The organism is Nocardia sp. NPDC005366 (assembly GCF_040606855.1).
GTDB lineage: Bacteria > Actinomycetota > Actinomycetes > Mycobacteriales > Mycobacteriaceae > Nocardia.
Map to the genome: position 1 here is coordinate 236925 of NZ_JBEXFQ010000007.1, position 25175 is coordinate 262099.

24 protein-coding genes, 1 pseudogene and 1 CRISPR repeat array are annotated in these 25175 nt (G+C 65.2%); of the genes and pseudogenes, 13 read left to right on the plus strand and 12 right to left on the minus strand.

Going from position 1 to position 25175, the window contains the following annotated elements; all coding sequences use genetic code 11:
- Positions 1–69: 69 nt before the first annotated feature.
- The 7 genes from ABZS43_RS11255 to ABZS43_RS11285 all read left to right on the plus strand — a co-directional run bounded on the left by ABZS43_RS11255 (position 70) and on the right by ABZS43_RS11285 (position 9064).
- On the plus strand, positions 70–537 hold the full coding sequence (locus ABZS43_RS11255; protein WP_040703173.1) for an FHA domain-containing protein: 468 nt from the start codon (positions 70–72) through the stop codon (positions 535–537).
- Positions 534–2090 carry a PP2C family serine/threonine-protein phosphatase gene (locus ABZS43_RS11260; protein WP_355035705.1) on the plus strand — a complete coding sequence of 519 codons (1557 nt, stop codon included), beginning with the start codon at positions 534–536 and terminating at the stop codon, positions 2088–2090. The genes ABZS43_RS11255 and ABZS43_RS11260 overlap by 4 nt, the downstream gene beginning before the upstream one ends.
- Positions 2090–3565 carry an FtsW/RodA/SpoVE family cell cycle protein gene (locus ABZS43_RS11265; RefSeq protein WP_355035706.1) on the plus strand — a complete coding sequence of 492 codons (1476 nt, stop codon included), beginning with the start codon at positions 2090–2092 and terminating at the stop codon, positions 3563–3565. Before ABZS43_RS11260 ends, ABZS43_RS11265 begins: the two co-directional genes overlap by 1 nt.
- A complete protein-coding gene (locus tag ABZS43_RS11270; RefSeq protein WP_355035707.1) occupies positions 3562–5028 on the plus strand; it encodes a penicillin-binding protein 2 in 1467 nt (488 codons plus the stop codon). Before ABZS43_RS11265 ends, ABZS43_RS11270 begins: the two co-directional genes overlap by 4 nt.
- 34 nt (positions 5029–5062) lie before the next feature.
- Positions 5063–6571, plus strand: a complete 1509-nt coding sequence (locus ABZS43_RS11275) for a protein kinase (RefSeq protein WP_355035708.1) — start codon at positions 5063–5065, stop codon at positions 6569–6571.
- Positions 6568–8475, plus strand: coding sequence for a Stk1 family PASTA domain-containing Ser/Thr kinase (gene pknB / locus ABZS43_RS11280; RefSeq protein ID WP_355035709.1), 1908 nt, complete (start codon positions 6568–6570; stop codon positions 8473–8475). The genes ABZS43_RS11275 and pknB overlap by 4 nt, the downstream gene beginning before the upstream one ends.
- 169 nt (positions 8476–8644) lie before the next feature.
- Positions 8645–9064 (plus strand): CBS domain-containing protein, encoded by a 420-nt coding sequence (locus tag ABZS43_RS11285; RefSeq protein WP_355035710.1) that lies wholly within the window; start codon positions 8645–8647, stop codon positions 9062–9064.
- Here ABZS43_RS11285 and ABZS43_RS11290 read toward each other — a convergent pair whose 3' ends face one another.
- The 3 genes from ABZS43_RS11290 to ABZS43_RS11300 form a co-directional block, all read right to left on the minus strand.
- The gene (locus tag ABZS43_RS11290; RefSeq protein WP_355035711.1) at positions 9065–9619 is read right to left on the minus strand and encodes a deaminase; all 555 of its coding nucleotides are present in this window, start codon (positions 9617–9619) and stop codon (positions 9065–9067) included.
- 4 nt (positions 9620–9623) lie between these two features.
- Positions 9624–10307, minus strand: a complete 684-nt coding sequence (locus tag ABZS43_RS11295) for a RibD family protein (RefSeq protein ID WP_355035712.1) — start codon at positions 10305–10307, stop codon at positions 9624–9626.
- Between the two features lie 118 nt (positions 10308–10425).
- On the minus strand, positions 10426–11070 hold the full coding sequence (locus tag ABZS43_RS11300) for an aminodeoxychorismate/anthranilate synthase component II (protein ID WP_355035713.1): 645 nt from the start codon (positions 11068–11070) through the stop codon (positions 10426–10428).
- Between the two features lie 205 nt (positions 11071–11275).
- Between ABZS43_RS11300 and crgA the strand changes: the two genes are divergently transcribed.
- Positions 11276–11539, plus strand: coding sequence for a cell division protein CrgA (crgA, locus tag ABZS43_RS11305; RefSeq protein WP_355035714.1), 264 nt, complete (start codon positions 11276–11278; stop codon positions 11537–11539).
- Between the two features lie 98 nt (positions 11540–11637).
- Entirely contained in the window at positions 11638–12099 is a 462-nt protein-coding gene (locus ABZS43_RS11310) for a PH domain-containing protein (protein ID WP_355035715.1), read from the plus strand.
- Positions 12100–12163: 64 nt separating this feature from the next.
- Here the strand turns inward: ABZS43_RS11310 and ABZS43_RS11315 are convergent, their stop codons facing one another.
- Both ABZS43_RS11315 and ABZS43_RS11320 read right to left on the minus strand, forming a co-directional pair.
- Positions 12164–12877 carry a rhomboid family intramembrane serine protease gene (locus tag ABZS43_RS11315; RefSeq protein WP_355035716.1) on the minus strand — a complete coding sequence of 238 codons (714 nt, stop codon included), beginning with the start codon at positions 12875–12877 and terminating at the stop codon, positions 12164–12166.
- A gap of 163 nt (positions 12878–13040) precedes the next feature.
- Complete coding sequence (locus ABZS43_RS11320) at positions 13041–13571, minus strand: peptidylprolyl isomerase (RefSeq protein WP_355035717.1); 531 nt, start codon at positions 13569–13571, stop codon at positions 13041–13043.
- A gap of 229 nt (positions 13572–13800) precedes the next feature.
- Here ABZS43_RS11320 and ABZS43_RS11325 point away from each other — a divergent pair, with 229 nt between their 5' ends.
- The gene (locus ABZS43_RS11325) at positions 13801–14004 is read left to right on the plus strand and encodes a hypothetical protein (RefSeq protein WP_355035718.1); all 204 of its coding nucleotides are present in this window, start codon (positions 13801–13803) and stop codon (positions 14002–14004) included.
- Positions 14005–14034: 30 nt separating this feature from the next.
- On the opposite strand, the gene ABZS43_RS11330 is transcribed toward ABZS43_RS11325, so the two are convergent.
- The 3 genes from ABZS43_RS11330 to ABZS43_RS11340 all read right to left on the minus strand — a co-directional run bounded on the left by ABZS43_RS11330 (position 14035) and on the right by ABZS43_RS11340 (position 17707).
- Positions 14035–14853 carry an ABC transporter permease gene (locus tag ABZS43_RS11330; protein WP_355035754.1) on the minus strand — a complete coding sequence of 273 codons (819 nt, stop codon included), beginning with the start codon at positions 14851–14853 and terminating at the stop codon, positions 14035–14037.
- Positions 14854–14879: 26 nt separating this feature from the next.
- Positions 14880–15914 carry an ATP-binding cassette domain-containing protein gene (locus ABZS43_RS11335; protein WP_355035719.1) on the minus strand — a complete coding sequence of 345 codons (1035 nt, stop codon included), beginning with the start codon at positions 15912–15914 and terminating at the stop codon, positions 14880–14882.
- Between the two features lie 851 nt (positions 15915–16765).
- Positions 16766–17707, minus strand: a complete 942-nt coding sequence (locus ABZS43_RS11340) for an acyl-CoA dehydrogenase family protein (protein ID WP_355035720.1) — start codon at positions 17705–17707, stop codon at positions 16766–16768.
- Between the two features lie 169 nt (positions 17708–17876).
- Here ABZS43_RS11340 and ABZS43_RS11345 point away from each other — a divergent pair, with 169 nt between their 5' ends.
- Positions 17877–18587, plus strand: coding sequence for a YoaK family protein (locus ABZS43_RS11345; RefSeq protein ID WP_355035721.1), 711 nt, complete (start codon positions 17877–17879; stop codon positions 18585–18587).
- A 182-nt stretch (positions 18588–18769) separates the two neighbouring features.
- Positions 18770–19480, plus strand: coding sequence for a hypothetical protein (locus ABZS43_RS11350; protein ID WP_355035722.1), 711 nt, complete (start codon positions 18770–18772; stop codon positions 19478–19480).
- Positions 19481–20242: 762 nt separating this feature from the next.
- Here ABZS43_RS11350 and ABZS43_RS11355 read toward each other — a convergent pair.
- The 4 genes from ABZS43_RS11355 to ABZS43_RS11370 form a co-directional block, all read right to left on the minus strand.
- Positions 20243–20701, minus strand: coding sequence for a hypothetical protein (locus ABZS43_RS11355; protein ID WP_355035723.1), 459 nt, complete (start codon positions 20699–20701; stop codon positions 20243–20245).
- 16 nt (positions 20702–20717) lie between these two features.
- The gene (locus ABZS43_RS11360; RefSeq protein ID WP_355035724.1) at positions 20718–21350 is read right to left on the minus strand and encodes a hypothetical protein; all 633 of its coding nucleotides are present in this window, start codon (positions 21348–21350) and stop codon (positions 20718–20720) included.
- 679 nt (positions 21351–22029) lie between these two features.
- The gene (locus ABZS43_RS11365; protein WP_355035725.1) at positions 22030–22332 is read right to left on the minus strand and encodes a WXG100 family type VII secretion target; all 303 of its coding nucleotides are present in this window, start codon (positions 22330–22332) and stop codon (positions 22030–22032) included.
- Entirely contained in the window at positions 22332–22670 is a 339-nt protein-coding gene (locus ABZS43_RS11370; protein ID WP_355035726.1) for a WXG100 family type VII secretion target, read from the minus strand. The genes ABZS43_RS11365 and ABZS43_RS11370 overlap by 1 nt, the downstream gene beginning before the upstream one ends.
- 766 nt (positions 22671–23436) lie before the next feature.
- On the opposite strand from ABZS43_RS11370, the pseudogene ABZS43_RS11375 reads away from it, so the two are divergent.
- Positions 23437–23871: pseudogene (locus ABZS43_RS11375) on the plus strand (site-specific integrase); the annotation flags it as partial.
- Positions 23872–24263: 392 nt separating this feature from the next.
- Positions 24264–25117: a CRISPR direct-repeat array (repeat unit 37 nt; unit sequence GTTGAGATTCTCGCCGACCGCGGCGGTTCGGCGCTGG).
- The last annotated feature ends 58 nt before the right edge of the window (positions 25118–25175 follow it).

Consider the following 25175-nt stretch of genomic DNA (forward strand, 5'->3'; position numbering starts at 1 on the left):
CTTGTGGGGGTGGGTCGAACCGCACCTACGGCACCGACGTACACACGGTCGAACAGGAGGTGGAACGCCGTGCAGGGATTGATCCTGCAATTGACCCGTGCGGGGTTCCTGCTGCTGTTGTGGCTGTTCGTATGGGCGGTCATGCGGACTCTGCGCAGCGACATCTACGCGGCATCCGGCGTTCGGATCCAGCCAAGGGCCGCACGCGGTTCCGCAGTGCTGCCTTCCTTCAGCCGAGGCCAGAAGGGCGCCAAATATCTTGTGGTGACTCAAGGTTCACTCGCCGGCACTCGCATCACGCTCAGCACCCAACCGGTGCTGATCGGTCGTGCGGACGATTCAACGCTGGTACTCACCGATGATTACGCCTCCACCAGGCATGCGCGACTCTCTCCGCGTGGTGACGATTGGTACGTCGAAGATCTGGGTTCGACGAATGGCACGTACCTCGACCGCGCGAAAGTGACGACCGCAGTCCGTGTTCCCCTCGGCACTCCCGTTCGTGTCGGCAAAACAGTGATCGAGCTGCGATCGTGACACTTGTTCTCCGCTACGCAGCGCGCAGCGACCGCGGCCTCGTCCGAGGTAACAACGAGGATTCCGTCTACGCGGGCGCAAGGCTGCTCGCACTCGCCGACGGTATGGGCGGCCACGCCGCAGGCGAGGTGGCATCGCAGCTGATGATCGCCGCGCTCGCCCATCTGGACGACGACGAACCCGGCGACGACCTGCTCGGCAAACTCGACGCGGCGACCCACGAGGGCAACGCCGCTATCGCCGACCAAGTCGAAGAAGAACCCGAACTCGACGGTATGGGCACCACGCTCACCGCAATCCTGTTCGCGGGTAAGAAACTCGGGCTCGTGCATATCGGCGACTCGCGCGCCTATCTGCTGCGCGGCGGCGAACTCGCCCAGATCACCAGGGACGACACCTTCGTTCAGTCACTGGTCGATGAGGGAAGAATCACACCCGAGCAGGCACACACCCATCCGCAGCGTTCGCTGATCATGCGGGCGCTGACCGGCAACGAGATCGAGCCTACGCTCATCATGCGCGAAGCATGGGCGGGCGATCGTTACCTGCTGTGCTCCGACGGCCTCTCCGATGTGGTCAGCGACGAGACCATCGCCAACACCATGCGTGAGGGCAGCACCGACGACTGCGCCGACCGGCTCATCGAGCTCGCGTTGCGCAGCGGTGGCCCGGATAACGTCACCGTGGTCGTCGCCGACGTCATCGATCTCGACTACGGGCAGAGTCACCCGATCGTCGCGGGCGCGGCCTCGGGTCAGGACGAGGACTCCCCGCCGCCGAATACCGCGGCGGGCCGGGCCGCCGCGATGCGCCCGCCGAGGGCGACGCCGCCCCGCCGGGCCGCGTCCACCCCCGAACCACCCGCGACAGGAAAATCGCACCGGCTGCGCTGGATCATGCTCGCGGTGGCGCTGATACTGGCCGTCGGCATCGGACTCGTCATCGGCTACAAGATGATTCGCAGCAACTACTACGTCGGCGCCGACGGCGGCCAGGTCGTGATCATGCGCGGGCTGCCCGGCTCCATCCTCGGATATTCGATCCACGAGGTCGACACCGTGGGCTGTGTCAACAAATCCGGCGAACTCACCATGCTGAAGACGGGCACCCAGCTGCCGTCGTCGTGTAAGACGTTGCGGGTCAGCGATCTCAAACAGACCGGACGCGATCAGGTGGTGAAGGGGTTGCCGCCGGGTTCCCTCGGTAAAGCCGAGGATCAGATGCGACTGCTCGCCAAGCAGGAGTTGCTGCCGCCGTGCCAGCCGAAAGAACAGCAGCAGCCGGCTCAACCGACCCAGCCCGCTCAGCCGGGCGTGGTGCCCAACGATCCGGCGCAGCCGCCCGCGGCGAACCCGACCGACGCGCCGCCCGCACCAGCGCCGACCGACACACCGCCTGCGGCGAACCCGGCGGATACGCCGTCCGCGCCGAACCCGGGTGACACCAGGGGAACCGACGTCAAGACACCGACGAAGGTGGAGACCACCGCGCCGACGTCGACCGCGTCGCCGAACCCCCAGATCGCGGGGGAGAACTGCCGGGTGACGGACTGATGTCCGCACCAGCACCGCCGTCCGCTGGGGCATTTCCCAGTCCGCCCGGCGGATTCGCTCCCGCGCCGCCACCGTCGACACGACGCAATGCCGAACTGGTGCTGCTGGCTTTCGCGGCGCTGCTCACCACTATTTCGCTGTTCCTGGTCGAAGCCAGCCAGGAGCAGTCGATCACCTGGGATATCGCCAAATACGGGCTCGCATTCCTCGCGCTGTTCGCGATCGCGCATCTCGCGGTCCGTCGTTTCGCGCCGTTCGCCGATCCGCTGCTGCTGCCGGTCGTCGCCGTACTCAACGGACTGGGACTCGTCCTGATCCACCGGCTCGACCTCGGCGCGGCGCAGAACGCCGAATTCAACTCGCTGTCGATCCCGTCCCCGGACGCGAATCAGCAGATCATGTGGACCGGACTCGGCATGGCGGTCTTCATCGCGGTGCTCGTCGTGCTGCGCGACTACCGGACCCTGGCCGGCTACAGCTACACCCTCGGACTGATCGGCCTCGTGGCGCTGATGATCCCGGCCTTGCTGCCGGACCGGTTCTCGCAGACCAACGGCTCGAAGATCTGGATCAGGTTGCCCGGATTCAGCGTGCAGCCGGGCGAGTTCGCGAAAATTCTGCTGATCATCTTCTTCGCCTCGGTGCTTGTCGCCAAGCGTGACCTGTTCACCACCGCGGGCAGACATATGCTCGGCATGGAGTTCCCGCGGGCCCGCGACCTCGGCCCCATCCTCGTGGTGTGGATCGTGTGCATCGCGGTGCTGGTTTTCGAAAAGGACCTCGGCACCTCGCTGCTGATCTTCAGCACCGTGCTCGTGATGCTCTACATCGCGACCGAACGCGTCGGCTGGCTGATCATCGGCGGTGGCCTGCTCGCCCTCGGTTTCTTCTTCGCCTACAACTCTTTCTCCCACGTCAGGGTGCGCACCGACACCTGGCTTGATCCGTTCGCCGATTACAACAACACCGGCTACCAGATCTCCCAATCGCTGTTCGGGCTCGCGACCGGCGGCCTCGCGGGAACGGGGCTCGGCAGTGGGCGACCGAATCAGGTGCCCTTCGCCAATACCGACTTCATCATCACGACCATCGGTGAGGAACTCGGTCTGATCGGGCTGACCGCCGTGCTGATCCTGTTCCTGGTCTTCGTGCTGCGCGGCCTGCGAACCGCCATCGCGGTCCGCGACAGCTTCGGGAAACTACTCGCCGCCGGACTGTCGTTCACCATCGCGATCCAGCTGTTCGTCGTCGTTGGCGGTGTCACGAAACTGATCCCGCTGACCGGTCTGACCACACCGTTCATGTCCTACGGCGGCTCTTCGCTGCTGGCCAACTACGCGTTGCTCGCGTTGCTGATCAAGGTGTCCGACGCCGCCCGCGCGCCCGCCCCTGTTCGTAAGAAGGAGCCCGTCGCCCCCATCGCCGAAGCAACGACAGAGCTGTTGCGTCGCTCGGAGACGAGGCCACAGGAATGAACACGCCACTACGACGGGTCGCGGTCGCGGTGATGGTGATGATCGTCGCGCTGTTGGTCAACGCGACCTACATCCAGGTCATCAAGGCCGACGACTACCGCACCGACCCGCGCAACTCCCGTGTCCTGCTGGACGAGTACGCGCGCCAGCGCGGACAGATATCGGCGGGCGGCACCGTGCTGGCCAGTTCGGTCGCGACGGAAGACCGCTACAAGTACCTGCGCACCTACCCCACCGATCCGCAGGCCTACGCTCCCGCCACCGGCTTCTACTCGATCCAGTACGGCAGCACCGGTTTGGAACGCGCCGAGGACTCGGTCCTCAACGGGTCCGATAGTCAACTGTTCGGGCAGCGCCTGATCGATATGGTCTCGGGTCGCGATCCGCGCGGCGGCAACGTGCTGACCACGCTCGACCCGGTGATGCAGAAGGTGGCCTACGACCAGTTGACGGCGAAGGGTTATACCGGCTCGGTGGTCGCGATCGAGCCGAGTACCGGCAAGATCCTCACCATGGTCTCCACGCCGAGCTACGACCCCAACCAACTGACGGGGCACGACGGCGCGGCGACGACCCAAGCGTGGGAAAACCTGACCGGCGATCCGGACAAGCCGATGCTCAATCGCGCTGTCTCGCAGACCTATCCCCCCGGCTCCACGTTCAAGGTGGTGGTCACGGCCGCCGCACTGGCGAACCGGGTCGCCACCCCGGACGATCAGTTCACCGCCGCGCCGACGATCACACTTCCCGACACCACGACGACGCTGGAGAATTACAACGGCTCCAGTTGCGGCGGTGGCCCGACCGCGTCGCTCACCGACGCGTTCCGGTTCTCCTGCAACACCGCCTTCGTCGAACTCGGGCTGCGCGTCGGGGCCGCGAACCTCAAGGACGAGGCCGCCGCGTTCGGCATCGGACCCCACGGGGGTATTCCCATGCCGGTGGCCGAGAGTACGGTCGGCACCATCTCCGACAACGCCGCGCTCGGCCAGAGCAGCATCGGCCAGCGCGATGTGGCACTCACCCCGCTGGACAACGCGGTCATCGCGGCGACTGTCGCCAATGGTGGCGTGCGGATGCAGCCCTATCTCGTCGACCAGTTGCAGGGACCCGATCTGAGCGAGTTGTCCAAAACCAAACCCGTCTCGGTTGGCCAAGCCGTGAGCGCGCAAGTCGCGTCCCAGCTGACCACCATGATGGTCGCCTCCGAGAAGAACACCGTCGGTGGCGGCCGATCCGGCTACACCATCGCGTCCAAGACCGGTACCGCCGAACACGGCGAGAACCCGCGCTCCACCCCGCCGCACGCCTGGTACATCGCGTTCGCCCCCGCCCAGAATCCGAAGATCGCCATCGCGGTGATCGTGGAGGACGGCGGCGACCGGGCATTGGCGGCCACCGGCGGCTCGGTGGCGGCGCCTATCGCCCGTGCCGTGCTCGACGCCGGCATCCAGGGGGGCTGAACGATATGAACGTACGAGAGGTACGGGGGCCCCGATGCTGAACAACGGTGCGATGATCGCGGACCGTTACCGCCTGCAACGACTCATCGCCACGGGTGGCATGGGTCAGGTGTGGGAGGCGCTCGACACCCGGCTCGACCGCCGCGTCGCGGTCAAGGTGCTCAAGGCCGAATTCTCCGCCGACCCGACCTTCCGGCAACGGTTCCGAACCGAGGCCAAGACGACGGCGCAACTGAACCATCCCGGCATCGCCGGGATCTACGACTACGGCGAGACCTACGATCCGTCCGCGGGCGAGACCGCGTATCTGGTCATGGAATTGGTACAGGGTGAGCCGCTGAACACCGTGCTCAACCGGCTCAACCGGCTCTCGGTCGTGCAGGGCCTCGACCTGCTGGAGCAGACCGGACGCGCACTCGAGGTCGCCCACGCCGCCGGTGTCGTGCACCGCGACGTGAAGCCGGGCAACATCCTGGTGACGCCGACCGGTCAGGTGAAGATCACCGATTTCGGTATCGCCAAGGCGGTGGACGCCTCCCCCGTCACCAAGACCGGCATGGTCATGGGCACAGCGCAGTACATCGCCCCGGAGCAGGCCGTCGGCGAGGATGCCACGGCGGCGAGTGACGTCTACTCGCTCGGCGTCGTCGGTTACGAGGTCCTGGCCGGTCATCGCCCGTTCAGCGGCGACGGCGCGATCACGGTCGCGATGAAACACGTCCGCGACACTCCGCCGCCGATGCCGTCCGACCTGCCGCCCAATGTGCGTGAACTCATCGAGATCACCATGGGTAAGGACCCCGATCGGCGCTACGCCAGCGGCGGCGAATTCGCCGACGCCGTCGCGGCGGTCAGGGCGGGTCACCGTCCGCCGACGCCGCACGGCGCGAGTGCGGCCGGTCCCGCCACCGAGGGCGCCACCAGAATACTTCCGCCCGGTCCCACCACGATCCTGCCGTCGGGTCAGCAGCAGGACGGTCCGACCATGCGCTACGGCGCGCCGACGGGTGCGGTCGGCGCGGCGGGTGTCGCGCCGACCGCGATGAATCCCGGCGCGCCGGGCACCAGACCGCCGACACACAATGGCGGCTGGACCGGCACGCAGAAATGGCTGGCCGCCCTCGGCATCGGCGCTGTGCTACTGGGCGGAGCCGCGATCTGGTTGCTGTTCGGCGGCGACACCAATCCGAATCCGACCCGGACGCCCGCCACCACGAGCATCGCACCGCCCACGCAGCCGCCCACCACCACGGCGCCGCAGGCAACCACGACCCGGCAGCTGCCGCCCGTGCCGCCGCCGACCACGGACGCGCCGGAGTCGACGACCACCGAACCGCCGACGACAACGCCGGAACCGACAACAACAACGCCACCCACAACGACGGCGGCGCCGACTACGACCAAGAAGAGTAAGACCGGCAGTCCGACCACCACTCGCACCTGGTTCCCGACGCTCGACTTACCATTTTCGGAAGCTCCCGGTGCCCGAGGCCCCTCGGTCACTCACAGTGCGCCGCCCACTTCTTCGCAAGGACAGCCATGACGACCCCGAAGAATCTCGGTTCCCGCTATGAGCTGGGCGAGATCATCGGATTCGGTGGAATGTCGGAGGTGCACAAGGCGCGAGATCTGCGGCTGAGCCGCGATGTCGCGATCAAGGTGCTGCGCGCCGACCTCGCACGCGACCCCACGTTCTATCTGCGCTTCAAGCGCGAGGCGCAGAATGCCGCCGCGCTCAACCATCCGGCCATCGTCGCCGTCTACGACACCGGCGAAGCCGAGATCGACGGTGGGCCGCTGCCCTACATCGTCATGGAGTACGTGGACGGCGACACCCTGCGCGATATCGTGCGCGGCAAGGGTCCGCTGGCACCGCGCCGCGCCATGGAGATCATCGCCGATGTGTGCGCCGCACTCGATTTCAGCCACAAGGCCGGAATCGTGCACCGCGATATGAAACCGGCCAACATCATGATCAACCGCGCCGGTGCGGTGAAGGTGATGGACTTCGGCATCGCCAGGGCGCTGGCCGACAGTTCCAATCCGATGACCCAGACCGCCGCGGTAATCGGTACCGCGCAATACCTTTCACCCGAGCAGGCCCGCGGCGAGACGGTAGACGCTCGCTCGGATGTGTATTCCGTCGGCTGCGTACTCTTCGAAATTCTGACCGGCGAACCGCCTTTCACCGGTGACTCGCCGGTCGCCGTGGCTTACCAGCACGTCAGGGAAGATCCCCGGCTGCCGTCGCACGTGTACAACGGCGTTCCACGCGAGCTGGATTCCGTTGTCCTCAAGGCAATGAGCAAGAATCCGGCCAACAGGTATCAGACCGCCGCCGAAATGCGGGCGGATCTGATCCGGGTGCTCGGCGGGCAGAAGCCGAGCGCGCCGATGGTGATGACCGATGAGGATCGCACCACCGTCTTCGGGTCCAACGAGCCGGCGCCGCGCAACTTCCGCACCGTCGAACGCAAGGACGACACCGCCGAACAGGAGGCCACCGAGCCGGGCAGCCCCCGCCGCACCGCCTATCTGGCCCTCGGCGCCGCCGCCGGGCTCGCGGTGATCTTCGCCCTGTTCTGGGTACTGATCGGGCCCGGTAGTAAGCCAGATCAGGTCGCTGTACCCGATCTGTCGAACAAATCGCAGCAGCAGGCGCAGGACGCGCTGCAGCGGCTCGGCTTCACGGTGGCTATCCAGCAGAAACCGGACGGCAAAGTCGCGACCGGCAATGTCATCTCCACCCAGCCGCTGGGAGGATCGCGCATCGACAAGGGCAGTACGGTCACCGTGCAGGTCTCGACCGGTCCCGCGCAGGTGCCCGTGCCCCGGCTGGATGGGCTGACCCAGCAGCAGGCTGAACAGGAATTGAATTCCAAGGGCCTGCGGATGAATCCGAGTGTGCAGCGGCGCGAATCGAGCGAGCAGGACACCGACAAGGTGATCGGCACCGAGCCGTCCGCGGGGACCAGGGTCGATGTGGACCAAGCGGTCATCGTCATCATCGGCAAGGGGCCCGAGCAGGTCAGGGTGCCCAGTGTCGTCGGCCAGGACATCAGCGTCGCGCAGCCGAATCTGGTGGACAGCGCCGGCTTCACGATCACCATCCAGGAGGTTGCGTCGTCCAAGCCCAAGGGCGAGGTGATCTCCACCAACCCGGCCGGCGGCACCATGGCCGACAAGGGTTCCTCGGTGACGGTCCAGGTCTCGAGCGGTGACCAGATCACCATGCCCACCCTCGTCGGCCTGACTCCCACCCAGGCGCTGGATCGACTCCGCCAGGCGGGCTGGACCGGCAGCGTGAGCCAGATCAACCAGAACACCCAGGGCACCTTCGATACGGGCAGCGTCGGCCGGATCCTCAATCAGCAGCCTGCGACCGGGTCCTCGATCTCGAAAACCGGGACGATCACGATCACCACCGGCGTGCTCGGCCCGCCGTAGGGCCCGTTCGCTCCGAAGGCCCGGTAACGCCACTGCGCGTCACCGGGCCTTTTCTTTCGCGCCCTGCTCTCCGAATCAGTTGCGCCGAAACACAGACCTATCGGTCTGCGCAGCGGAAGAATGGGGCGTGCTCCACCCACCCAGCACTGCTGAACGAGGAGGTAGCTCTATGACCACTGCCAGGGACATCATGAAGCCGGGCGCCCAGTGGATCTCCAAGGACGACACCGTCGAGCGGGCCGCGCGTGTGATGGCCGAACTCGGCGTCGGATCGTTGGTCGTCGCCGACGAGCACCAGCGGATGTGCGGCATCATCACCGACCGCGACATCGTGGTGAAATGCCTTGCCCGCAATTGCGACCCGGCCGGAACCCTTGCCGCGCAACTGTGTGAATCGACGCCTCGGTGGGTCGATGCCGACGCCGACATCGACGAGGTTCTCGATGAGATGGAAAGCCATCGCGTCAAACGGATGCCGGTCATCGAGGACAAGCGCCTGGTCGGCATGATCAGCGAGGCCGATCTGGCCCGTCACCTCGACGACCACCAACTCAGCGAATTCGTCACCGCGATCTACGGCAGGCCCTGACTACAATTCGAGGTGCTGATTCACCGACCTGGCCTCCTCGGCCAGGTCGGCCAGTTCCACCACCGTGATGCCGTGCTGTCGCAACTTCTCCACGCCGACGCAGTTCGTGACGAAGGTCGACGGTTCGCGCCAGGCGATGACGACTCTGGAGATCCCGGCCGCGATGATTCGGTCGGTGCACGGCGGGCGGGTCGCGGTGGCTCGCTGTGAACAGGGCTCGAGTGTGCTGTAGATCGTCGCCGCGGCCAGTCGCGGATCGTTGACGTCCAGTTTGTTCAGCGCGGATTCCTCCGCGTGTACTTTCGCGTCGGTCTCCCGCGAGTACCCGGTGGACAGCACCGCGCCGTCGGTGACGATCACCGCGCCCACCGAGAACGCCGTCTCACTCGGTGGGCATCTGCGCGCCCATTCGATCGCCTCGGACATGAAGCGGCGGTCGGTCGCTGCTTCCTGATCAGACTGGTCGGCGCCTCCGGACGCCGGAGAACGATTCGACCGATCCGCCGAGGGGCTCACCGATCCGCGTGCGAGTCGTGCCGGGTCGTAGAAAGTCATCGGGTCATCCGTTCGCCGACGCTCGCGGGGCGTAGCGCAGCAACGCCATATCCCCGACCCTGGCGACGTCGACCAGCCCCAGCCTGCGCGCGGCCCCGCCCGGATACTCGGCGGGACCGACGAATCGCGGCGCCCCCGCATCCCCGATCAGGATCGGCGCGACAGCCACGTGCAGTTCGTCGACGAGATCCGCGGCGAGAAATGCCGTGTGCATACCGGTGCCGCCCTCGACCATCAGTCTGTCGATACCGCGTGCTCCCAGATCATCGAGGAGCACACCGAAGTCGATCTCCCGGCCAAGCGCCGCCACCTCGGCGAGTCCGGCGAGGCGATCCCCGATTCGCGCCGCGCCCGCGTCGGTGGCGTAGACGAGCTTGTCGCCGCCGTGATGCCAGAACCTCAGGCCCGCGTCTACCTCGCCGCTCGCGGTGACCGTGACCTTCAGCGGATATTCCGGTTTCCCCGCGGTGACGCGGACGGCCCTGCGCTCGGCGCTGTGCACCAGCAGCCGAGGATTGTCGCGACGCAGGGTTTGCGCTCCGATGAGGATCGCGTCCGATTCGGCCCTGACTTCGTCGACACGATCGAAATCCGCGTCGTCGGACAGGCGCAGACGTTCGTCACTCGCGTCATCGATATAGCCGTCCAGACTCACCGCCACCGAGAGAAGCACGTGCGGACGCGTCATCGGGCGGCCCCGAAGACTCCGAAAACTCTGAAAACTCCGAAGCCTTCCGCCACTGTCTCGGATGCCACCGCCCAGAATGCCACCGCCCAGAATGCCACCGTCCCGAATGCCACCGCCCTCACTGCAACACCAGCGCCGCGACCTCTGCCTCGAGCAGGTCGATCAAGCCCTCGGCCGGACGCTCACCGCAGACCTCGAGCCAATTCGCCAGCATGCGATGCCCGCCCTGGGTGAGTACCGACTCCGGATGGAATTGCACACCGTGGATCGGCAAGGTGCGATGACGCATCGCCATCACGATGCCGGATTCGGTGCGTCCGATCACCTCGATCTCCGCCGGAATGGTGTTCTCCAGCACCGTGAGCGAGTGATACCTGGTGGCGGTGAACGGATCGGGCAGCCCGGCCAGGACTCCCGCGCCGGTATGGAAGACCGAACTGGTTTTGCCGTGCAGCAGTTCCGGCGCCCTGGTGACGGTGGCGCCGAACGCCTCGCCGATCGCCTGATGTCCCAGGCAGACGCCAAGCAGCGGGGTCGCTCGCCTGGCACAGGCGTGCACCAGTTCGATGCTCACCCCCGCTCGGTCCGGGGAGCCGGGGCCGGGACTGATCAGCACGCCGTCGAAATCGGTCACGACCGCGTCCAGATCCGCCAACTGCGGGTCGTCGTTACGCCAGACCACAGCCTCGACCCCCAACTGGCCGAGATACTGCACCAGGTTGAACACGAAGCTGTCGTAGTTGTCGACGACCAGTACACGCATGGTTCGAGATTACGTGGCTACCCCTCGGGGCGTCGCAGGCATTACCACTCGAGATAGCCTGGAACCACACCGGAGGGCATCCGAGCCCCGTCCCGGACCGCTCCCGGCTGCCACCGGATCGGGCACCGCGGCGAGCGCGTTCGATACATAATTCAACCGAATCCGCCCCGCCGGTACCGACCTGCACGCCGAACACGAGGACGTCATGCCTAAGTCGAAGGTCCGTAAGAAGGCCGACTATACGATCAACCCCGCGAGCCGGATCCCGGTGAAAGTCAAGGCCGGGCCGTCTCCGGTCTGGTATGTGGCGATCATGCTCGGGTTCATGCTGGCCGGGCTGGTGTGGCTGCTGGTGTACTACTTGGCCGCCGAGCAAATCAGCTGGATGAACGATCTGAACGCCTGGAACTTCCTGATCGGCTTCGGTCTCATGGTGATCGGCCTGATCATGACCATGCGGTGGCGCTGAGTCGGCCGGGAGTCGAACGCCTGATTACAGACGTGTCATTCATTCACACCTGTGGATGACCCTGTGGACAACTCGAGGATCGATGGGGAAAGTGATACGTGAGCCCTGAATCGCCACAGGCGCGTCTCGCCTGGACCACGCCCACTTCCGCGCTCTACGCGGTATCAGTGGGCGCCGTGATACTCGCGGGCGCCGCGGTCCTCAGCAACGACAACGCGGGCAGACTTCTCATCGCGCTCGCCGCGCTCGGCCTCTTCGGGCTCGCCGTACTCGGGTTCCGGCAGCGTCCGCGCTTGGCCGTCGTGCCCGGATCGAACCCCCGGCTGGTGGTACGCAACCTGATCGGCCCCACCGAGTACGCACCGAGCCAGATCGTTCGGGTACGGATGGTCGGTTACCGGCGGCTCGGGCGCAAGATGCCGATGCTCGAAATCGATGTACGCGAACACGACGGCGCCGAACATCTGTTGATTTTCGGTCGCTGGGACCTGGGCACCCATCCCGAGGACGTCTTCGACGCCCTCCTCGCCAACGGACTCGCCGCCCCGCCATCGTCGTAGCCACCGTCCGGCGGCAATGCTTCACGTGAAACGTCACTCTTTACCGCCGGGTGAGGGCGCCCCGCTAGGCCAGTGCCGCGGCGGCGATGCCGATCGCCAGGAGATCCACGAACCCGACCGCCGCGATCGACGCCCATCCGATACTGCGCGCCGCCTCCTGCGAGCCGACGCGCAACCATTCCGGGACGAAGAGCACACCGAGCGTGGCCAGGGTGCCCGCCAACAGACCACCGAGATGTCCGGACAGCGAGATACCCGGCAACGAGAAGCTGATGAAGATGTTGATACCGATCAGGATCAGCATCTGATTCGGATTCTGCCGTACCCGGATCAACAGCACGGTGATCGCACCGAACAGTCCGTACACCGCACCCGACGCGCCCGCGGCGGCAGCGTTGGAATCCTGGAAGATCATGCTCGCGGCCGAACCTCCGAGCAACGCGACCAGGTAGACCGCAAGATATCGCAGCCGCCCGAGCGCCGGTTCGAGGCTTCGACCCACCACCCACAGCGCGAACATATTCAACGCGAGGTGGATCGGACCCCAGTGCAGGAAGCCGGCCCCCAGGACCCGTACCCACTGACCATCGGCCACCAGATCCGGAACCAGCACCCAGCGCGCGAACAGCGGGGACCGGTAGTAGTTGTCGACCAGGCTCTTCGACTGCACGGCGGTGATCGCGAAGATCACGATATTGGCCGCGACCAGCACATAGGTCACGTACGGAATCGGTGAGCGCGCCACCGTCGCGCCCGCGACGGTGCGCATCGCAGGCATAGCGCGCTGATCCTGCCGTAGACAGTCGACACAGTGCTGGCCGACGGCGGCCGGGCGCAGGCATTCCGGACAGGAAGGCCGCCCGCAACGTGTGCACGCCAGCCCGGTGGCGCGATCGGGGTGACGGACGCACGTCTGGGCGGGCGGCTGAGGATTCATCTGATTATTCGATCGTGATCGCGGAGATGATCACCGGCTCCTTGGGTCGGTCGTTCCTATCCGTCGGCGTGGCCGCGATCGCGTCGACGACCTTTCGCGAATCGGGATCAATGACCTCGCCGAAGATGGTGTGCTTGCGATTCAGGTGCGGCTGCGCGCTGACGGTGATGAAGAACTGCGAACCGTTGGTCTTCGGCCGCGAGGCATTCGCCATGGCGAGCAGGTAGGCGCGGTCGAAGCGCAGGTCCGGATGGAATTCATCACCGAATTCGTAGCCGGGTCCGCCACGACCGGTTCCGGTGGGATCGCCACCCTGGATCATGAAACCCGCCATCACCCGATGGAAGGTAGCGCCGTCGTAGAACGGCCCGGTGCTGCCCCCACTCGCGTTCAGGGTGGTGTACGAAGCCGAACCGTCGGCGAGGCCGAGGAAGTTCCGCACCGTCTTCGGGGCGTGGTTGCCGAAGAGGGCGATCTTGATGTCGCCGTAGTTGGTGTGCAGCGTCGCACCGGCGGTCTGAATCGGTGAGGTCACCCCGCCATGCTAGTCACGGATCGGCGACAGACCGGCGCTCCGGGTAGCCGGGACACCGCGTATGCGGTCGACGATCGGTGATCGCACCGCCCCCGCAGGGCGCGCCCCCTTCGGCGGATACGACTCGCACCTGGTCAGCGGCCTCCCCGGTACCTCCGGGCGACCTTCGGGTACGGCCAGATGACCGGCACCCGAAGCATGGTTCATCCGGTTGTGCCACAGTGGTCGAATGACCTCGAGGCGCATGCGCGTACCCACACGTTCTCTGATTGCCGCGGTCCTCGTCGCACTGGCCGGTGGCGCGGCCTGGCTGGTGCGCAGCAAGCGGCCGCAGCCGCCCGAGCCCGCCGCGGCCCCGCCGCGCATCGGGTACTCCCGAAACGGCGCGGCGCCGACCCCCTTGGCGGGAGCCGGCGCCGAGAACGGTCGCTGACGCGCCTGCGCGCCGACCGGTCGAGCCGTCTCAGCGACTGACGGTCCGCTTGTACTGACGCAACGAGAGCGGGACGAAAACCACCAGGATGATCACCACCCATGCCAGCGTGGTGATCTCCGGGTGCCGCATGGGCCACGCGTCCGACGTCGGCACGGCCGGACTGGTGTTGCCGAACAGTTCACGGGTGGCCTGAGTGACCGCCGAGACCGGATTCCATTCGGCGAAGACCTTCAGGAACGTCGGCAGATTCTCCAGCGGCACGAATGTGTTGGCCAGAAAGGTGAGCGGGAAGATCACCATGAAGCTGGCATTGTTGAAAACCTCCGGCGCGCGGACCAGCAGACCGACGACGGCCATGATCCAGGACACCGCATAGGCGAACAGCAGCAGCAATACGTAGGCGAACACCGCGTCCAGGAACGACCCCCTGATGCGCCACCCGACCAGTAGACCGGTCAGCGACATAACGATCAGACTGACCACGTTGATGACGACGTCGCTGATGGTGCGGCCGACCAGTACCGCCGACGGCGCCATCGGCAACGACCGGAACCGGTCGATGATGCCCTTCTGCATATCCTCGGCCAGCCCGGCGCCGGTGAAGGTGGCACCGAACACCACGGTCTGGGCGAAAATGCCGGCGATGAGAAATTCCCGATAGCCGCCTTCCATCCCCGGCACCTGGATCGCGGTGCCGAAGACATAGGCGAACAGCAGCACGAACATGATCGGCGACAATGTCGAGAAGATCAGCACATCGGGGACGCGCTTGATCTTGATGACATTGCGCTTGGCGATGGTCCTGCTGTCGTTGACCACGATGGCCAGGCGTTCACCCACACTCATCCGCGCGATATCCCCGGTGGCTGCGGTCATCTCACCTTTCCTTCCGTCTTGTCCAGCAGGTCGGCGCCGCGACCGCCACCGGAACCATCGATCGAGTCAACGCTCGCGTGGCTGATGCTCTCGTCGGCCTCGTGTCCGGTGAGGGTGAGAAAGACGTCATCGAGAGACGGGCGGCGCAGCGCGACATCGTGGATCTTGACGTCGTTGGTCGCGAGCAACCCGATCGCGTCGACCAGGGCCTGTGAGCCGTTGCTGACCGGTACCGTAATCCGCCGCAGACCGGGCTCCACTTGGATTTCGCCGTCCGCCAAGCCTTTCAGCGCCTGCTCGGCGATGCCGAGATTGTCGACGTGGTCGACCGTGAGTTCGATGCGGTCGCCACCGACCAGGGTTTTCAGCTCGTCCGCGGTGCCGCGGGCGATCACCTTGCCATGATCGATGACCGCGATGGCGTCGGCCAGTCGATCGGCTTCGTCCATATATTGCGTGGTGAGCAGCAACGTCGTGCCGCCAGCGACCAATTCCTCGATGACATCCCAGAGATCGAGTCTGGCCCTCGGGTCGAGCCCCGTCGTCGGCTCATCGAGGAAGAGCACGGGCGGATTCGCCACCAGCGCACCGGCCAGGTCGAGCCTGCGGCGCATACCGCCGGAGTAACCCTTGACCGGCCGATCCGCGGCATCGCTGAGCCGGAACCGATCGAGCAGTTCGCGGGCGCGTTCCTTACTGCGCTGCACCCCCATGTGGTACAGCCGACCCACCATTTCCAGATTCTCGAATCCGGTGAGGTATTCGTCGACGGCGGCGTACTGACCCGACGCCCCGATCCGGGAACGGAGAGCCTGCGGGTTGCCGAGGACATCGATGCCAGCCACGGTCGCACGGCCCGCGTCGGGGATGAGCAGGGTGGTCAGCACCCGGACAGTAGTGGTCTTACCCGCGCCGTTGGGGCCGAGCAACGCGGTGACAGTGCCTTCCGGCACCGAGAGATCGAGTCCATCGAGGGCGACCAATTGACCGTAGCGTTTGACGAGACCCTCGGCGACTATTGCGTCGGGCATGATTCTCCTGACGTTCGGATTTTCTCGATGACGATGTTCGATCGACGTCCGACGTACGGACGTCGAAGCTGTGGCGCTGGATCGGACGTCCGGCCGATACCCGGGTCAGTATTGTCCGAGAATCGGATAATTTCACCCGGTTTTTTCGGCGCTGGTATCGGGCCTGCGCGAGTCACCGAAAGGCGAAAGGCCGCATCCCGGATCAGGCCGTGCTCGGGTTTACCGATTCTGGATACGGCCGGGTCGATCACGCGGCGTGGGTCGTGCCCCGGTCGCCGGTAGCCGACTGCCCTGTTCGGGCACGACCGGTACTCTCCCCCGCCGGGCCATGGTGAGTGGAGTCGATAAGGAGGGGCTGCGCGAACTGTTGCCGTGAGCACGCGCACATGATGGCACCGGGGTACGACAGATTCGACCGAACGCGCGTCCGCCCGACATGCCAGCGTCGCGCGACACGCGGAAGATCCGACACAATCTGCTGATTCCCCGACGCCGATCGGTCCGAAACCGCCCGCCCAGCGACCGTTCGGCAGGTCCGCGGTGATCGCCACACGCCCCCGGTGAGACCCGTGTGATGAACGTAAATCAATGCAACGCAACATTTTTGGCAAACATGTAGCCGCTTCCGAGTGGATGCGTCGCGCGCGACCCCCATACCCGGGTAATCGACCGGAAAACCCGCACCCGAAAAACTTCGGAAGTGGTGATCCCCACGCACACACAATCGCGAATCATCGCGTAGGATCGTTCACGTCGGCCCCTCCCCCCCGGGCCGACCTTACGCGGGCCTCGGCTAACTCCCCCCCTTCGCCGAGGCCCGCTCCCCATTTTCCGGGACAGTTCGAATCGACTCACTCGGGGTCGATCGGCTCCCCCACCGCGCGCCAGGCCGTCGCCAACCGCAACGCCCGCACCCGTCCGGCCGTCGACAGCAGCGGACGATCCCGATCCCACCGCTCGCTGTCCACCGGATCGACCAGCCGCCACAGCCAGTCCAGCTCAGCGATCAACCGATCGACCTGTTCGAGCAGACCCCCCAGCGCGATATGCACCCCCGGTGAGGTCGGCCGCGACATGTCGAGTCCACGTAGCGATGCCAGCGCGGCGAGCAATCGCTGCTGCGTCGACCGCGGCCATCCCGCGCGCCTGCCGATTCGCACGAGCCAGCCGAGCGCCGCCGCCAGCACGTGCGCGTCCTCGATCGTGCGGAACGGTTTGAGGAAATCCGCGTACCCGTCCCCCGGCAGCGGTTCACCGAGCGCGTCCGCGAAGGTGACGGTGGCATGCCGGATTTCGGGCGCGAACGCGATCGGCGGCAGATCGGTGACGGTAACCCCCGACTGGTCGACCGGTACCAGTACGGCACGCAGACTGTTGCGACCGTCCGCATCCGTACCGGTGCTCGTGATCACCAGCAGCCGCCGAGCCATCGCACCCAGAGTGGTGAACGTCTTGGTGCCGCGCACCGTCCACACCCCGCCGGTCTGGACCAGCGTGGTTCTGATCGCCGCAGGATGCGCGCCCCCGGTCTCGGTCGCGGACACCGCGACCATATCCTCGGCGGCCAGCCCCTCGGCGGCCAGCCCCGGTATCAGTGCCCAGATCGCCTCCTGATAGCCCGAAAGGAAGGCGTACCCGAGCCGGTCGGCGCCGAATCCGCCCGCTATCGCCGCATCCATCGGCGTACCGAACCCCTGCGCCACTGCCCGATGCCTCGACCAAGCGTCCGCGACGCTCCCGATGGGTGTTTCGTCGAGCGGCGCGGTCAGCACGTAGTCGAAAACAGAATCCACAGCACACGGTAACCCGCGTACGTGGGCGCATTGCACGCCGCTCGAATTCCATTCGGGGCGAAGGGAGTCTTTCGGCAAATACCGAGACATCCTTCGGCGTTCCCCCGGCTAATTCCACGGCCGGGGCGGTTCACTTGGTACGTCAACCGCCCCGGGAGGAGTCTGAACTGTGAACCAGCCGGACGAGGTCCGCAGAAAAGAGCTCTACGATGCCGACGCGCGATTGTCCTGGGTGCTCGCCGCGCTCGCCGGACTCATCGGCGCCTCGGCATTCACCCATACCGCCGGATACTTCGTCACCTTCATGACGGGCAATACCGAACGCGCGGTCCTCGGCTATTTTCGCGACGAGAGCGATGTCGCGGTCGCCGCCGCCCTGCTGCTCGTCGCATTCCTGTCCGGCGTCGTCGTCTCCTCGCTGTGCCGCAGATATCTCTGGTCGAGACATCCGCACGGACCGACCCTGCTCACCACCGCCTGCCTGGCCACGGCTTCACTCATCGACCTTGCGATGTACGAAATCACCTCGTCCACCCGGATCGAATTCGTCCCGATCCTGTTCGTGGCATTCGGCGTCGGCGTCCTCAATACCTCGTTCGTCAAGGACGGCGAGGTCTCCGTGCCCCTCAGCTACGTCACCGGGACTCTCGTCAAAATGGGTCAGGGCATCGAGCGCCACATCAGCGGCGGCACCTACGCCGACTGGCTCGGCTACTTCCTGCTGTACGCCGCGTTCGCGCTCGGCGCACTCCTCGGCGGCCTGCTCAGCCTCGTGGTCGCGGGATGGGCCATGCTCATCACCGCCACCGCCGTCTGCCTGATCGTGACCGTCTACACCTACTTCCACCTCGACATACACGGCCCGTTGACCGAGGAATAGGCATCGCCGACCGCGCTCTCGACGCCTCGACCATGCCTGGCCGGTGGAAGCTTTCGACCGCCGCTGCCACGGAGTGAGCCATCACCGTGGCCTTGGCCGCAGCCGAAATCCTATTCCCCCAAAGGTGCGGGGCCACCAACGTCGAGATCGACAGCAATCAGCCGACACGAAGGAGCGAATAGATGACCATCGAGGCCGCGGACGCGAAGTTCGGGCTCCTGCTGAACTCCACTGTTCCACTCGTACTCGCCCCTGTCGGCCCACATTCACCGACCGCACCGCGCGTACGAGGCGTCGTGCGTGCAGACCCCACACACGCGCGGATAGTCCTGGCCGCCGGAAACGGGACTCCGGGCATCGGGGTCCAGTACGAATTGCTACCGCAGGCAACCGAGTTCAACGTCGCAGCAGCCGTCGACCACGCCCGATTCACCGTCGCGCCGAACTTGACGGAACTGGCACGCGACCACGCTGGCCGGGTTTTTGACAGACACGGCAACATCATCATCGACGCGAACGAACTCGGCTTCGACAACAGCAACGAATACACCGCCTGGGACCAGAACATCTTCCGACTGCTCGGAATCCTGGTGCACGGCGGCGGATTCCCATGGTTCGAGGAAGATTTCACCTTCGCCGGATTCCTGTTCACCACCCCTGAAACCTGCCGCATCTACCTCCGCATGACCAGTTCCGGCACCGTCTACGGCACCGAACTACCGATGACCTACCCGGACGGCCGACCATTCACCGGCTACGCCTACCTGGCACAAGCACTCGCGCCACTAGCCCGAACCGGCGACCTCACCAACCAACCAGTCATCGACGCCGCCGATGACTACTGCACCGCGGTCATCGACCTACGCGCATGGCTGGGACCAGCAACGCCATGACAGGAAGCGATGTTTGCGCAATCCGGCATCGGCCGGATCATCGAGGGCTCATCCCCGCAGGCGCGGGGAGCACAACTATTGGGAACGGGTCAGGTACATGCAGCAACTCCGAACCGGGGACCTACCAGGACACAAAGCGGGTCGAACCTGGTTCCTGACATCCGCTGACATCGCCGCTGCTATCAACGTCACCGGCCGCGCCGCCGCCACGCCTGATCGGGCCAGAGGAACCAGCAGCACGTCCGAACGAACCCATCTCAGATCAGGACGACCGCGAGATCGCCGACGTCCGATTCCACCGCAGACCACAAGACGGCCATCCGCGCACTAGACACACCGGGGAGGTCTCACTCCCGAATATCCATCGGCATGTTCGGGCCTGTATCGCGCTAACACGGTCCCCCGACGCTGCACGGTGACTTCCGAAGAATCGACGTCGCCCGCTCCAACATCGTGATGGCTTCGCAACAGTGGCGTCCAGGGCACCGGGCGGCCCCGGATCGGCTGGTGACCACACTTCACATGGCGGCGTGGTTCCCTAGCCGCCCTGCACCAGCGGATATGTCGGTTCTTCGGCGGCGAGTGGATCGAGCGCACACACGCTGGTCTGTAACGAAGCCGCCCGGCCGCTCGACCAGTCGACCGCCACCACGATCCCACCGACCCCGCGCCCGACCTGCCAGCCGGTGATTCTGGTCGGCTGCCGGACTGCTGGCGGCCGAAGCCTGTGCCTTCGTTCAAGGATTGTGAAGAAGATAACGGCTATTCGGGTGTCCCGAGGGCACTGCTCACGGCGGCGGTCAGCGAGGCCAGGGCTGCGACGATCTCCGGCTCGCGGTAGCCGGTGCGATAGAACGCTTCGAGGGCACCCAACCGGTCCCAGGTCACTGCTAGCAGCTGCGGCCAGACCGCAGCAGCCGCACGCGGCGCGTATCGCACGAGTTCTTCGTTGGCTGCGAGTGCCGACGTTGGCCCTGGTCGATCAGGTGGAGCATCGATGTAGAGATCGTCCGTCAGGACAACCTTTACTCGCGACTCCGGGTCGATATTTCTGGGTGCGGAGCGGACCAGTTTCCGTAAGAAGGTATCGATTTCGTCGGTCCAACCGAGCTGATTCATTGCGTCCCCGCGAAAGCTTGGAATTTCCAGCGTCAGCTGCCGCAGCGCGCAAAAATCGGCACCATTAAGGATTATTTTACGATCTGGTGTATCAGTATTCATTCTTCTCCGTTCCTTCTCAGTCCAGGTCTTCAAATTTCTCGCGACCTTCAGGCGGTGTGAATACTGTTCCACCATTACCGTTCTCGATCACCAGCGCGCCCCTCGCCGGATCCCAGTATGCAACACGGCCACCGCGCAGATCGTGGCGTTGCTCGGTTTCGATTTCGCCATCGAGAACTTTACGCACATACTCGGCGAGGTCGCCGGCTGCAACTCCCGGGACGTAATGTGTTCCGTCGCCTTGTTCAGCTCGCCCATTCGCGTGATCGGCGATATTTCGCGCGATTTCCTTCGTGATCGGGTCACTTCCGCCAAGTGTCGGGACGGCCGCGTCGTTGTGGTCGTCCATCGAGGTAATCAGGATCGCCAGCCCAGCGATGGTCGCGAGTCCACCCGTCGCGAGCGCCGCCGAGGCGAAGGTGATCCCGTTGAGCGAGGTAAAGAACGTTCCGACAGTGCGCGCGATAGCAACGGCGGCGGTTTCGAGGGTAGCGGCTTCCACCCCGCCGACCGTCTGTGGCTTTTTGATCATCACCACCGCGGCCGCGATGACGACGGAGGCGCCTACAACCGCCGCCGCGAACTGGGTGTTGATCTCGGAGCGCATCGCCGCCAACGCGACGTTGTGGGCGTCGGTCGCGGCGGCCATGTCGCGTGCGGCCAGTTCCGATCTCGCCCGCGCTGGTCGCGAGCGTGCGAAGGTGTGCGGCCAGGTAGGGGATGTCTTGTGGAACGTTGGACCCGTAACCACGTTCCAGCCCGTCGGCGGCCATTTTGAGCCGGGTTTGAGCACCGAACGCGGGGGTCGATGAGGCGAAGGTTTTCCATGCGGTCGCGGTGCGAGCCAACTTGACCGTGTCGCCATCGGGGATCTCGCCACCGGCGATCTTCGCGGTGACTTTGTCGAAAAGGTCAGGGATCTCCGACTCGAGTCCTCGGCTGTTGGTTCCGGACGCGGCGACGCCGATGACCGAGTTCGCCCCGTATGGCAGTTCTGAGGGCACGGCGGGCGGTGTCGGTGGATCGCCTTTTTTCGGGTCCCGATTGGCCTTGTACTCCCCAGCCGCCCAGTTGTACCCGGCTGCGCTCAACACATCACCGAAATGCTGGAGGGCCCGCGCGAAGTTGGTCGCGACCAGGGTCATCGCGGCGGCGCGCTCGTCGTAGGCTTTCGACCAGGCTTTGTCGGCCTGGTACGCGCCGGCCATTCCGCTGGTCTCCAACAGCACGGTCTGTAGGGGGTTGTAAACGGTTTGGAATTCTTCCGACAGTGTGTAACACACCTGCGCCGCACTCTTATACGACTGCGGGGAAACCGAAACCACGAGCTAACCACCGCTCATTCTGAGATTCATCTCTGCCGCGGCCTCGTAGGCATCCCGAGCTGTGACGGCGGCGGCGTGCATCTCGGTTATTCCCGCGACAATCTCCGCTGCTCCGGCCGCCCATTCTCGATAGGCCTCCTCTTGGGCGGTGGCCGCCAATCCCTGCCAGTTCTGTTGGACAGCAGCGATTCGGTGGTTGATACCTTCCAGACTTTCGGTGAGGAAGCCGATGAATCCGTTGACACGGCTGACCAGACCGTCCAACTCGTCGAGGTCGACGGTGAAATCGCGGGAGTTCTCGACCATCACATTTCCAGCGTCGGTAGGTCGAGTGAATTCAGGTTAGTCGTGTTGGAAAGATCTTGGTGGGCAATAGTTCTGCTCGTGACGCCGAGCAACCCCGCCATCGTGGCAAGGGCGTCCAAGACATCGGCGGCCCCCTCCATGGTCTCGGTCCAACCAGTACCGAATGCCTCTGCCGCCGACCCTGTCCAGTTGTCGAGGACGCTCGTTATCTCATGGTCGAGTGAGTTGAGGCCGTTGATCAGTGACTCGGCGACTTGCTGCACGTAGGCACCGGCATCGGCCACCGCGTCTGGAACGATCACGAAGTCTTGTCCGGCCATACCCGACTGAGCTGACATGAGCCCCCCTCCCAGAGACGAATCCCCAAGAGCCTAGCCGCGACCAACACCCGGACGCGAGCCGCGAGCTGCATCAAGCGGTTCGTCGCCGAGCACCTTGGCCCGCCAGGCATCGCGGCATCCTGCCACGTGATGAGCATCAATACCGCGGTCTGACTCCGCCACGACGACGATACCGAAGGCATAGTCAGTGAATGTGTTTCCATCGCGCGCAACGCCAAGAAGGTCCCGCAGGGCGCGATCCCCGACACGTCACAGAATTCCGGTAAGAACACCCTTGTCTTCTTCAACGGCCCCGACTGGATGGACGCCGATTCCACCGTGCCGCCGCGCGACAACCGATCCCCGATCGTCCGCACCGGCGAAACCCAGCGCAGATTGTGCTGGATTTCGCCGCAGCGGACTCCTGTACTGGGCTGCCCTGCTGAGCGTCCTGTGGGCCGAGACCAGCGTCTTCGACGCCGACCTCCCCTTCAGCATCGCTGTCTGGTTCATTCCCGTCTTCCCGCTCCTGGCACTGGGCGCCTAGACGAGTAAGTCCGAAGTTCTGATGATGCCCGGACATGGGCGGAGGGCGCCGAAGACAGTGTGTGACGACTGACTTGAACGCCCTCCTGACGGCACTGTACGTGAAAATCGATGACGAACTGCCGGGTTCGCGCTGGACCGGTCGGCCGCCGGTGCTGACCGATTCGGAGCTGATATGCCTGGCAGTGGCCCAGTCGCTGCTGGGGTTCACCTCCGAGACGCACTGGCTGCGCTACGCGCGGGGATGCCGCTGCACCGCCAGGACTACCGCAAGGGGGACGCGCCGGACCATACGGTCGTTCTCCCGAGATTGGCCGTCGAGGCACTGACCGGGCTACTCGGCGAATCGTTCCCGGACGGGCTCACCGAACCGGCCGACACCGAGCGACCGGTGTTCGTCAATCGCGTCGGCGGGTGGGTGGACCTGCACAACCTACGGCGAGCGTTCCGCGCGGCGATGCCCGAGGATCTGAAATGGGTGGTCCCCTACACCTCGCGGCGCACGGTGGCGACGTTGATCCGTGACCAGCTCGGACCCGCGCAGGCGCAGGCCCAGTTGTCGCACGCGCAGCTGTCGACCACAGAGCGGCATTACCTACAGCGACAGACCCACGGGCCGGACGTTCGAGAGGCCCTGGACAGGTACACCGGGGAAAGTGCGGACCCAAAGTAAGGGCAAAGTGCGGGTTTTATTCCGTTACTCTCGGTAACGCAAAATACCCTCCACCTATTTTAGCAGGTAGAGGGCATTTGAAGTGGAGCCTAGGGGAATCGAACTCCGAGGCTGGCCTCCCGGAAGGTACAGATCGGCGGGCTGCACCTCGCCTATCAGTGCCGGTCACAGACGTTTCGCAACACTTGAGTACCTTTCGATCTTCGAAGGTACCACATCGGGTGATGACGGCGTCATCACCCGATCAACCTGCAGACACCGGTTGAATGATGACGCTGTCATCAGAGATGCCGAGGAATTCGGGCACCGTGCAATTCCCCAGGCTTCTCATTAGCGGTAGCCGCTCGGCGCTGCCCGCGTACCCGAGACTTACCAAGGCCCGAGTTCATTCGGTTGAGATTCAGTCCAACCATGGCGGTTCGGTGCTAGGCCAGTGCTAGGCCGCATCGGATCGGCTGTACAGGATCGGTGAATTGTTGAGATTCTCGCCGACCGCGGCGGTTCGGCGCTAGTGGCGCGCTGCTCGTCCTCGCCCACGCGCGCCTCGATGTTGAGATTCTCGCCGACCGCGGCGGTTCGGCGCTGGCAATATTGGCCGCCGGGACATTCCATCGAGTACCGGTTGAGATTCTCGCCGACCGCGGCGGTTCGGCGCTGGGCCCGTGCGCACCGCCGCACTCGAGGCGGTGCGCGATGTTGAGATTCTCGCCGACCGCGGCGGTTCGGCGCTGGCTGGCCGTCGGGGATGGACTCACCCTCGTCGGAGATGTTGAGATTCTCGCCGACCGCGGCGGTTCGGCGCTGGGGCCGCCGAGCTGGCTCAGCCGCGAGGCGAAAGCCGTTGAGATTCTCGCCGACCGCGGCGGTTCGGCGCTGGGTGATTCGCGTGACGATAGCTAGCACCCCAACCCAGTTGAGATTCTCGCCGACCGCGGCGGTTCGGCGCTGGCTGGAGCGTGGCGGGTGGCGCCCGCGTGAGCAGTGGGAGTTGAGATTCTCGCCGACCGCGGCGGTTCGGCGCTGGCCACGGTACGAGCATCCGTATCGGGCGAGTTCCGGTGTTGAGATTCTCGCCGACCGCGGCGGTTCGGCGCTGGGGCCCCATTCCTTCAGGGCTTCTTGTGTCTTGTCGAGGTTGAGATTCTCGCCGACCGCGGCGGTTCGGCGCTGGCATTCGGCACACCGGGCGAATTCCACACCGCCTACAGCGTTGAGATTCTCGCCGACCGCGGCGGTTCGGCGCTGGCATTCGGCACACCGGGCGAATTCCACACCGCCTACAGCGTTGAGATTCTCGCCGACCG

Coding starts and splice junctions, on each gene's coding strand:
- ABZS43_RS11315 (WP_355035716.1), bottom strand. CDS start 12,877: ATGCCTGCGATGCGCACCGTCGCGGGCGCGACGGTGGCGCGCTCACCG.
- pknB (WP_355035709.1), top strand. CDS start 6,568: ATGACGACCCCGAAGAATCTCGGTTCCCGCTATGAGCTGGGCGAGATC.
- ABZS43_RS11335 (WP_355035719.1), bottom strand. CDS start 15,914: ATGCCCGACGCAATAGTCGCCGAGGGTCTCGTCAAACGCTACGGTCAA.
- ABZS43_RS11325 (WP_355035718.1), top strand. CDS start 13,801: ATGACCTCGAGGCGCATGCGCGTACCCACACGTTCTCTGATTGCCGCG.
- ABZS43_RS11360 (WP_355035724.1), bottom strand. CDS start 21,350: ATGGCCGCCGCGACCGACGCCCACAACGTCGCGTTGGCGGCGATGCGC.
- ABZS43_RS11295 (WP_355035712.1), bottom strand. CDS start 10,307: ATGACGCGTCCGCACGTGCTTCTCTCGGTGGCGGTGAGTCTGGACGGC.
- ABZS43_RS11275 (WP_355035708.1), top strand. CDS start 5,063: ATGCTGAACAACGGTGCGATGATCGCGGACCGTTACCGCCTGCAACGA.
- ABZS43_RS11285 (WP_355035710.1), top strand. CDS start 8,645: ATGACCACTGCCAGGGACATCATGAAGCCGGGCGCCCAGTGGATCTCC.
- ABZS43_RS11365 (WP_355035725.1), bottom strand. CDS start 22,332: ATGGTCGAGAACTCCCGCGATTTCACCGTCGACCTCGACGAGTTGGAC.
- ABZS43_RS11300 (WP_355035713.1), bottom strand. CDS start 11,070: ATGCGTGTACTGGTCGTCGACAACTACGACAGCTTCGTGTTCAACCTG.
- crgA (WP_355035714.1), top strand. CDS start 11,276: ATGCCTAAGTCGAAGGTCCGTAAGAAGGCCGACTATACGATCAACCCC.
- ABZS43_RS11350 (WP_355035722.1), top strand. CDS start 18,770: ATGACCATCGAGGCCGCGGACGCGAAGTTCGGGCTCCTGCTGAACTCC.
- ABZS43_RS11270 (WP_355035707.1), top strand. CDS start 3,562: ATGAACACGCCACTACGACGGGTCGCGGTCGCGGTGATGGTGATGATC.
- ABZS43_RS11290 (WP_355035711.1), bottom strand. CDS start 9,619: ATGACTTTCTACGACCCGGCACGACTCGCACGCGGATCGGTGAGCCCC.
- ABZS43_RS11330 (WP_355035754.1), bottom strand. CDS start 14,853: ATGAGTGTGGGTGAACGCCTGGCCATCGTGGTCAACGACAGCAGGACC.
- ABZS43_RS11265 (WP_355035706.1), top strand. CDS start 2,090: ATGTCCGCACCAGCACCGCCGTCCGCTGGGGCATTTCCCAGTCCGCCC.
- ABZS43_RS11370 (WP_355035726.1), bottom strand. CDS start 22,670: ATGTCAGCTCAGTCGGGTATGGCCGGACAAGACTTCGTGATCGTTCCA.
- ABZS43_RS11355 (WP_355035723.1), bottom strand. CDS start 20,701: ATGAATACTGATACACCAGATCGTAAAATAATCCTTAATGGTGCCGAT.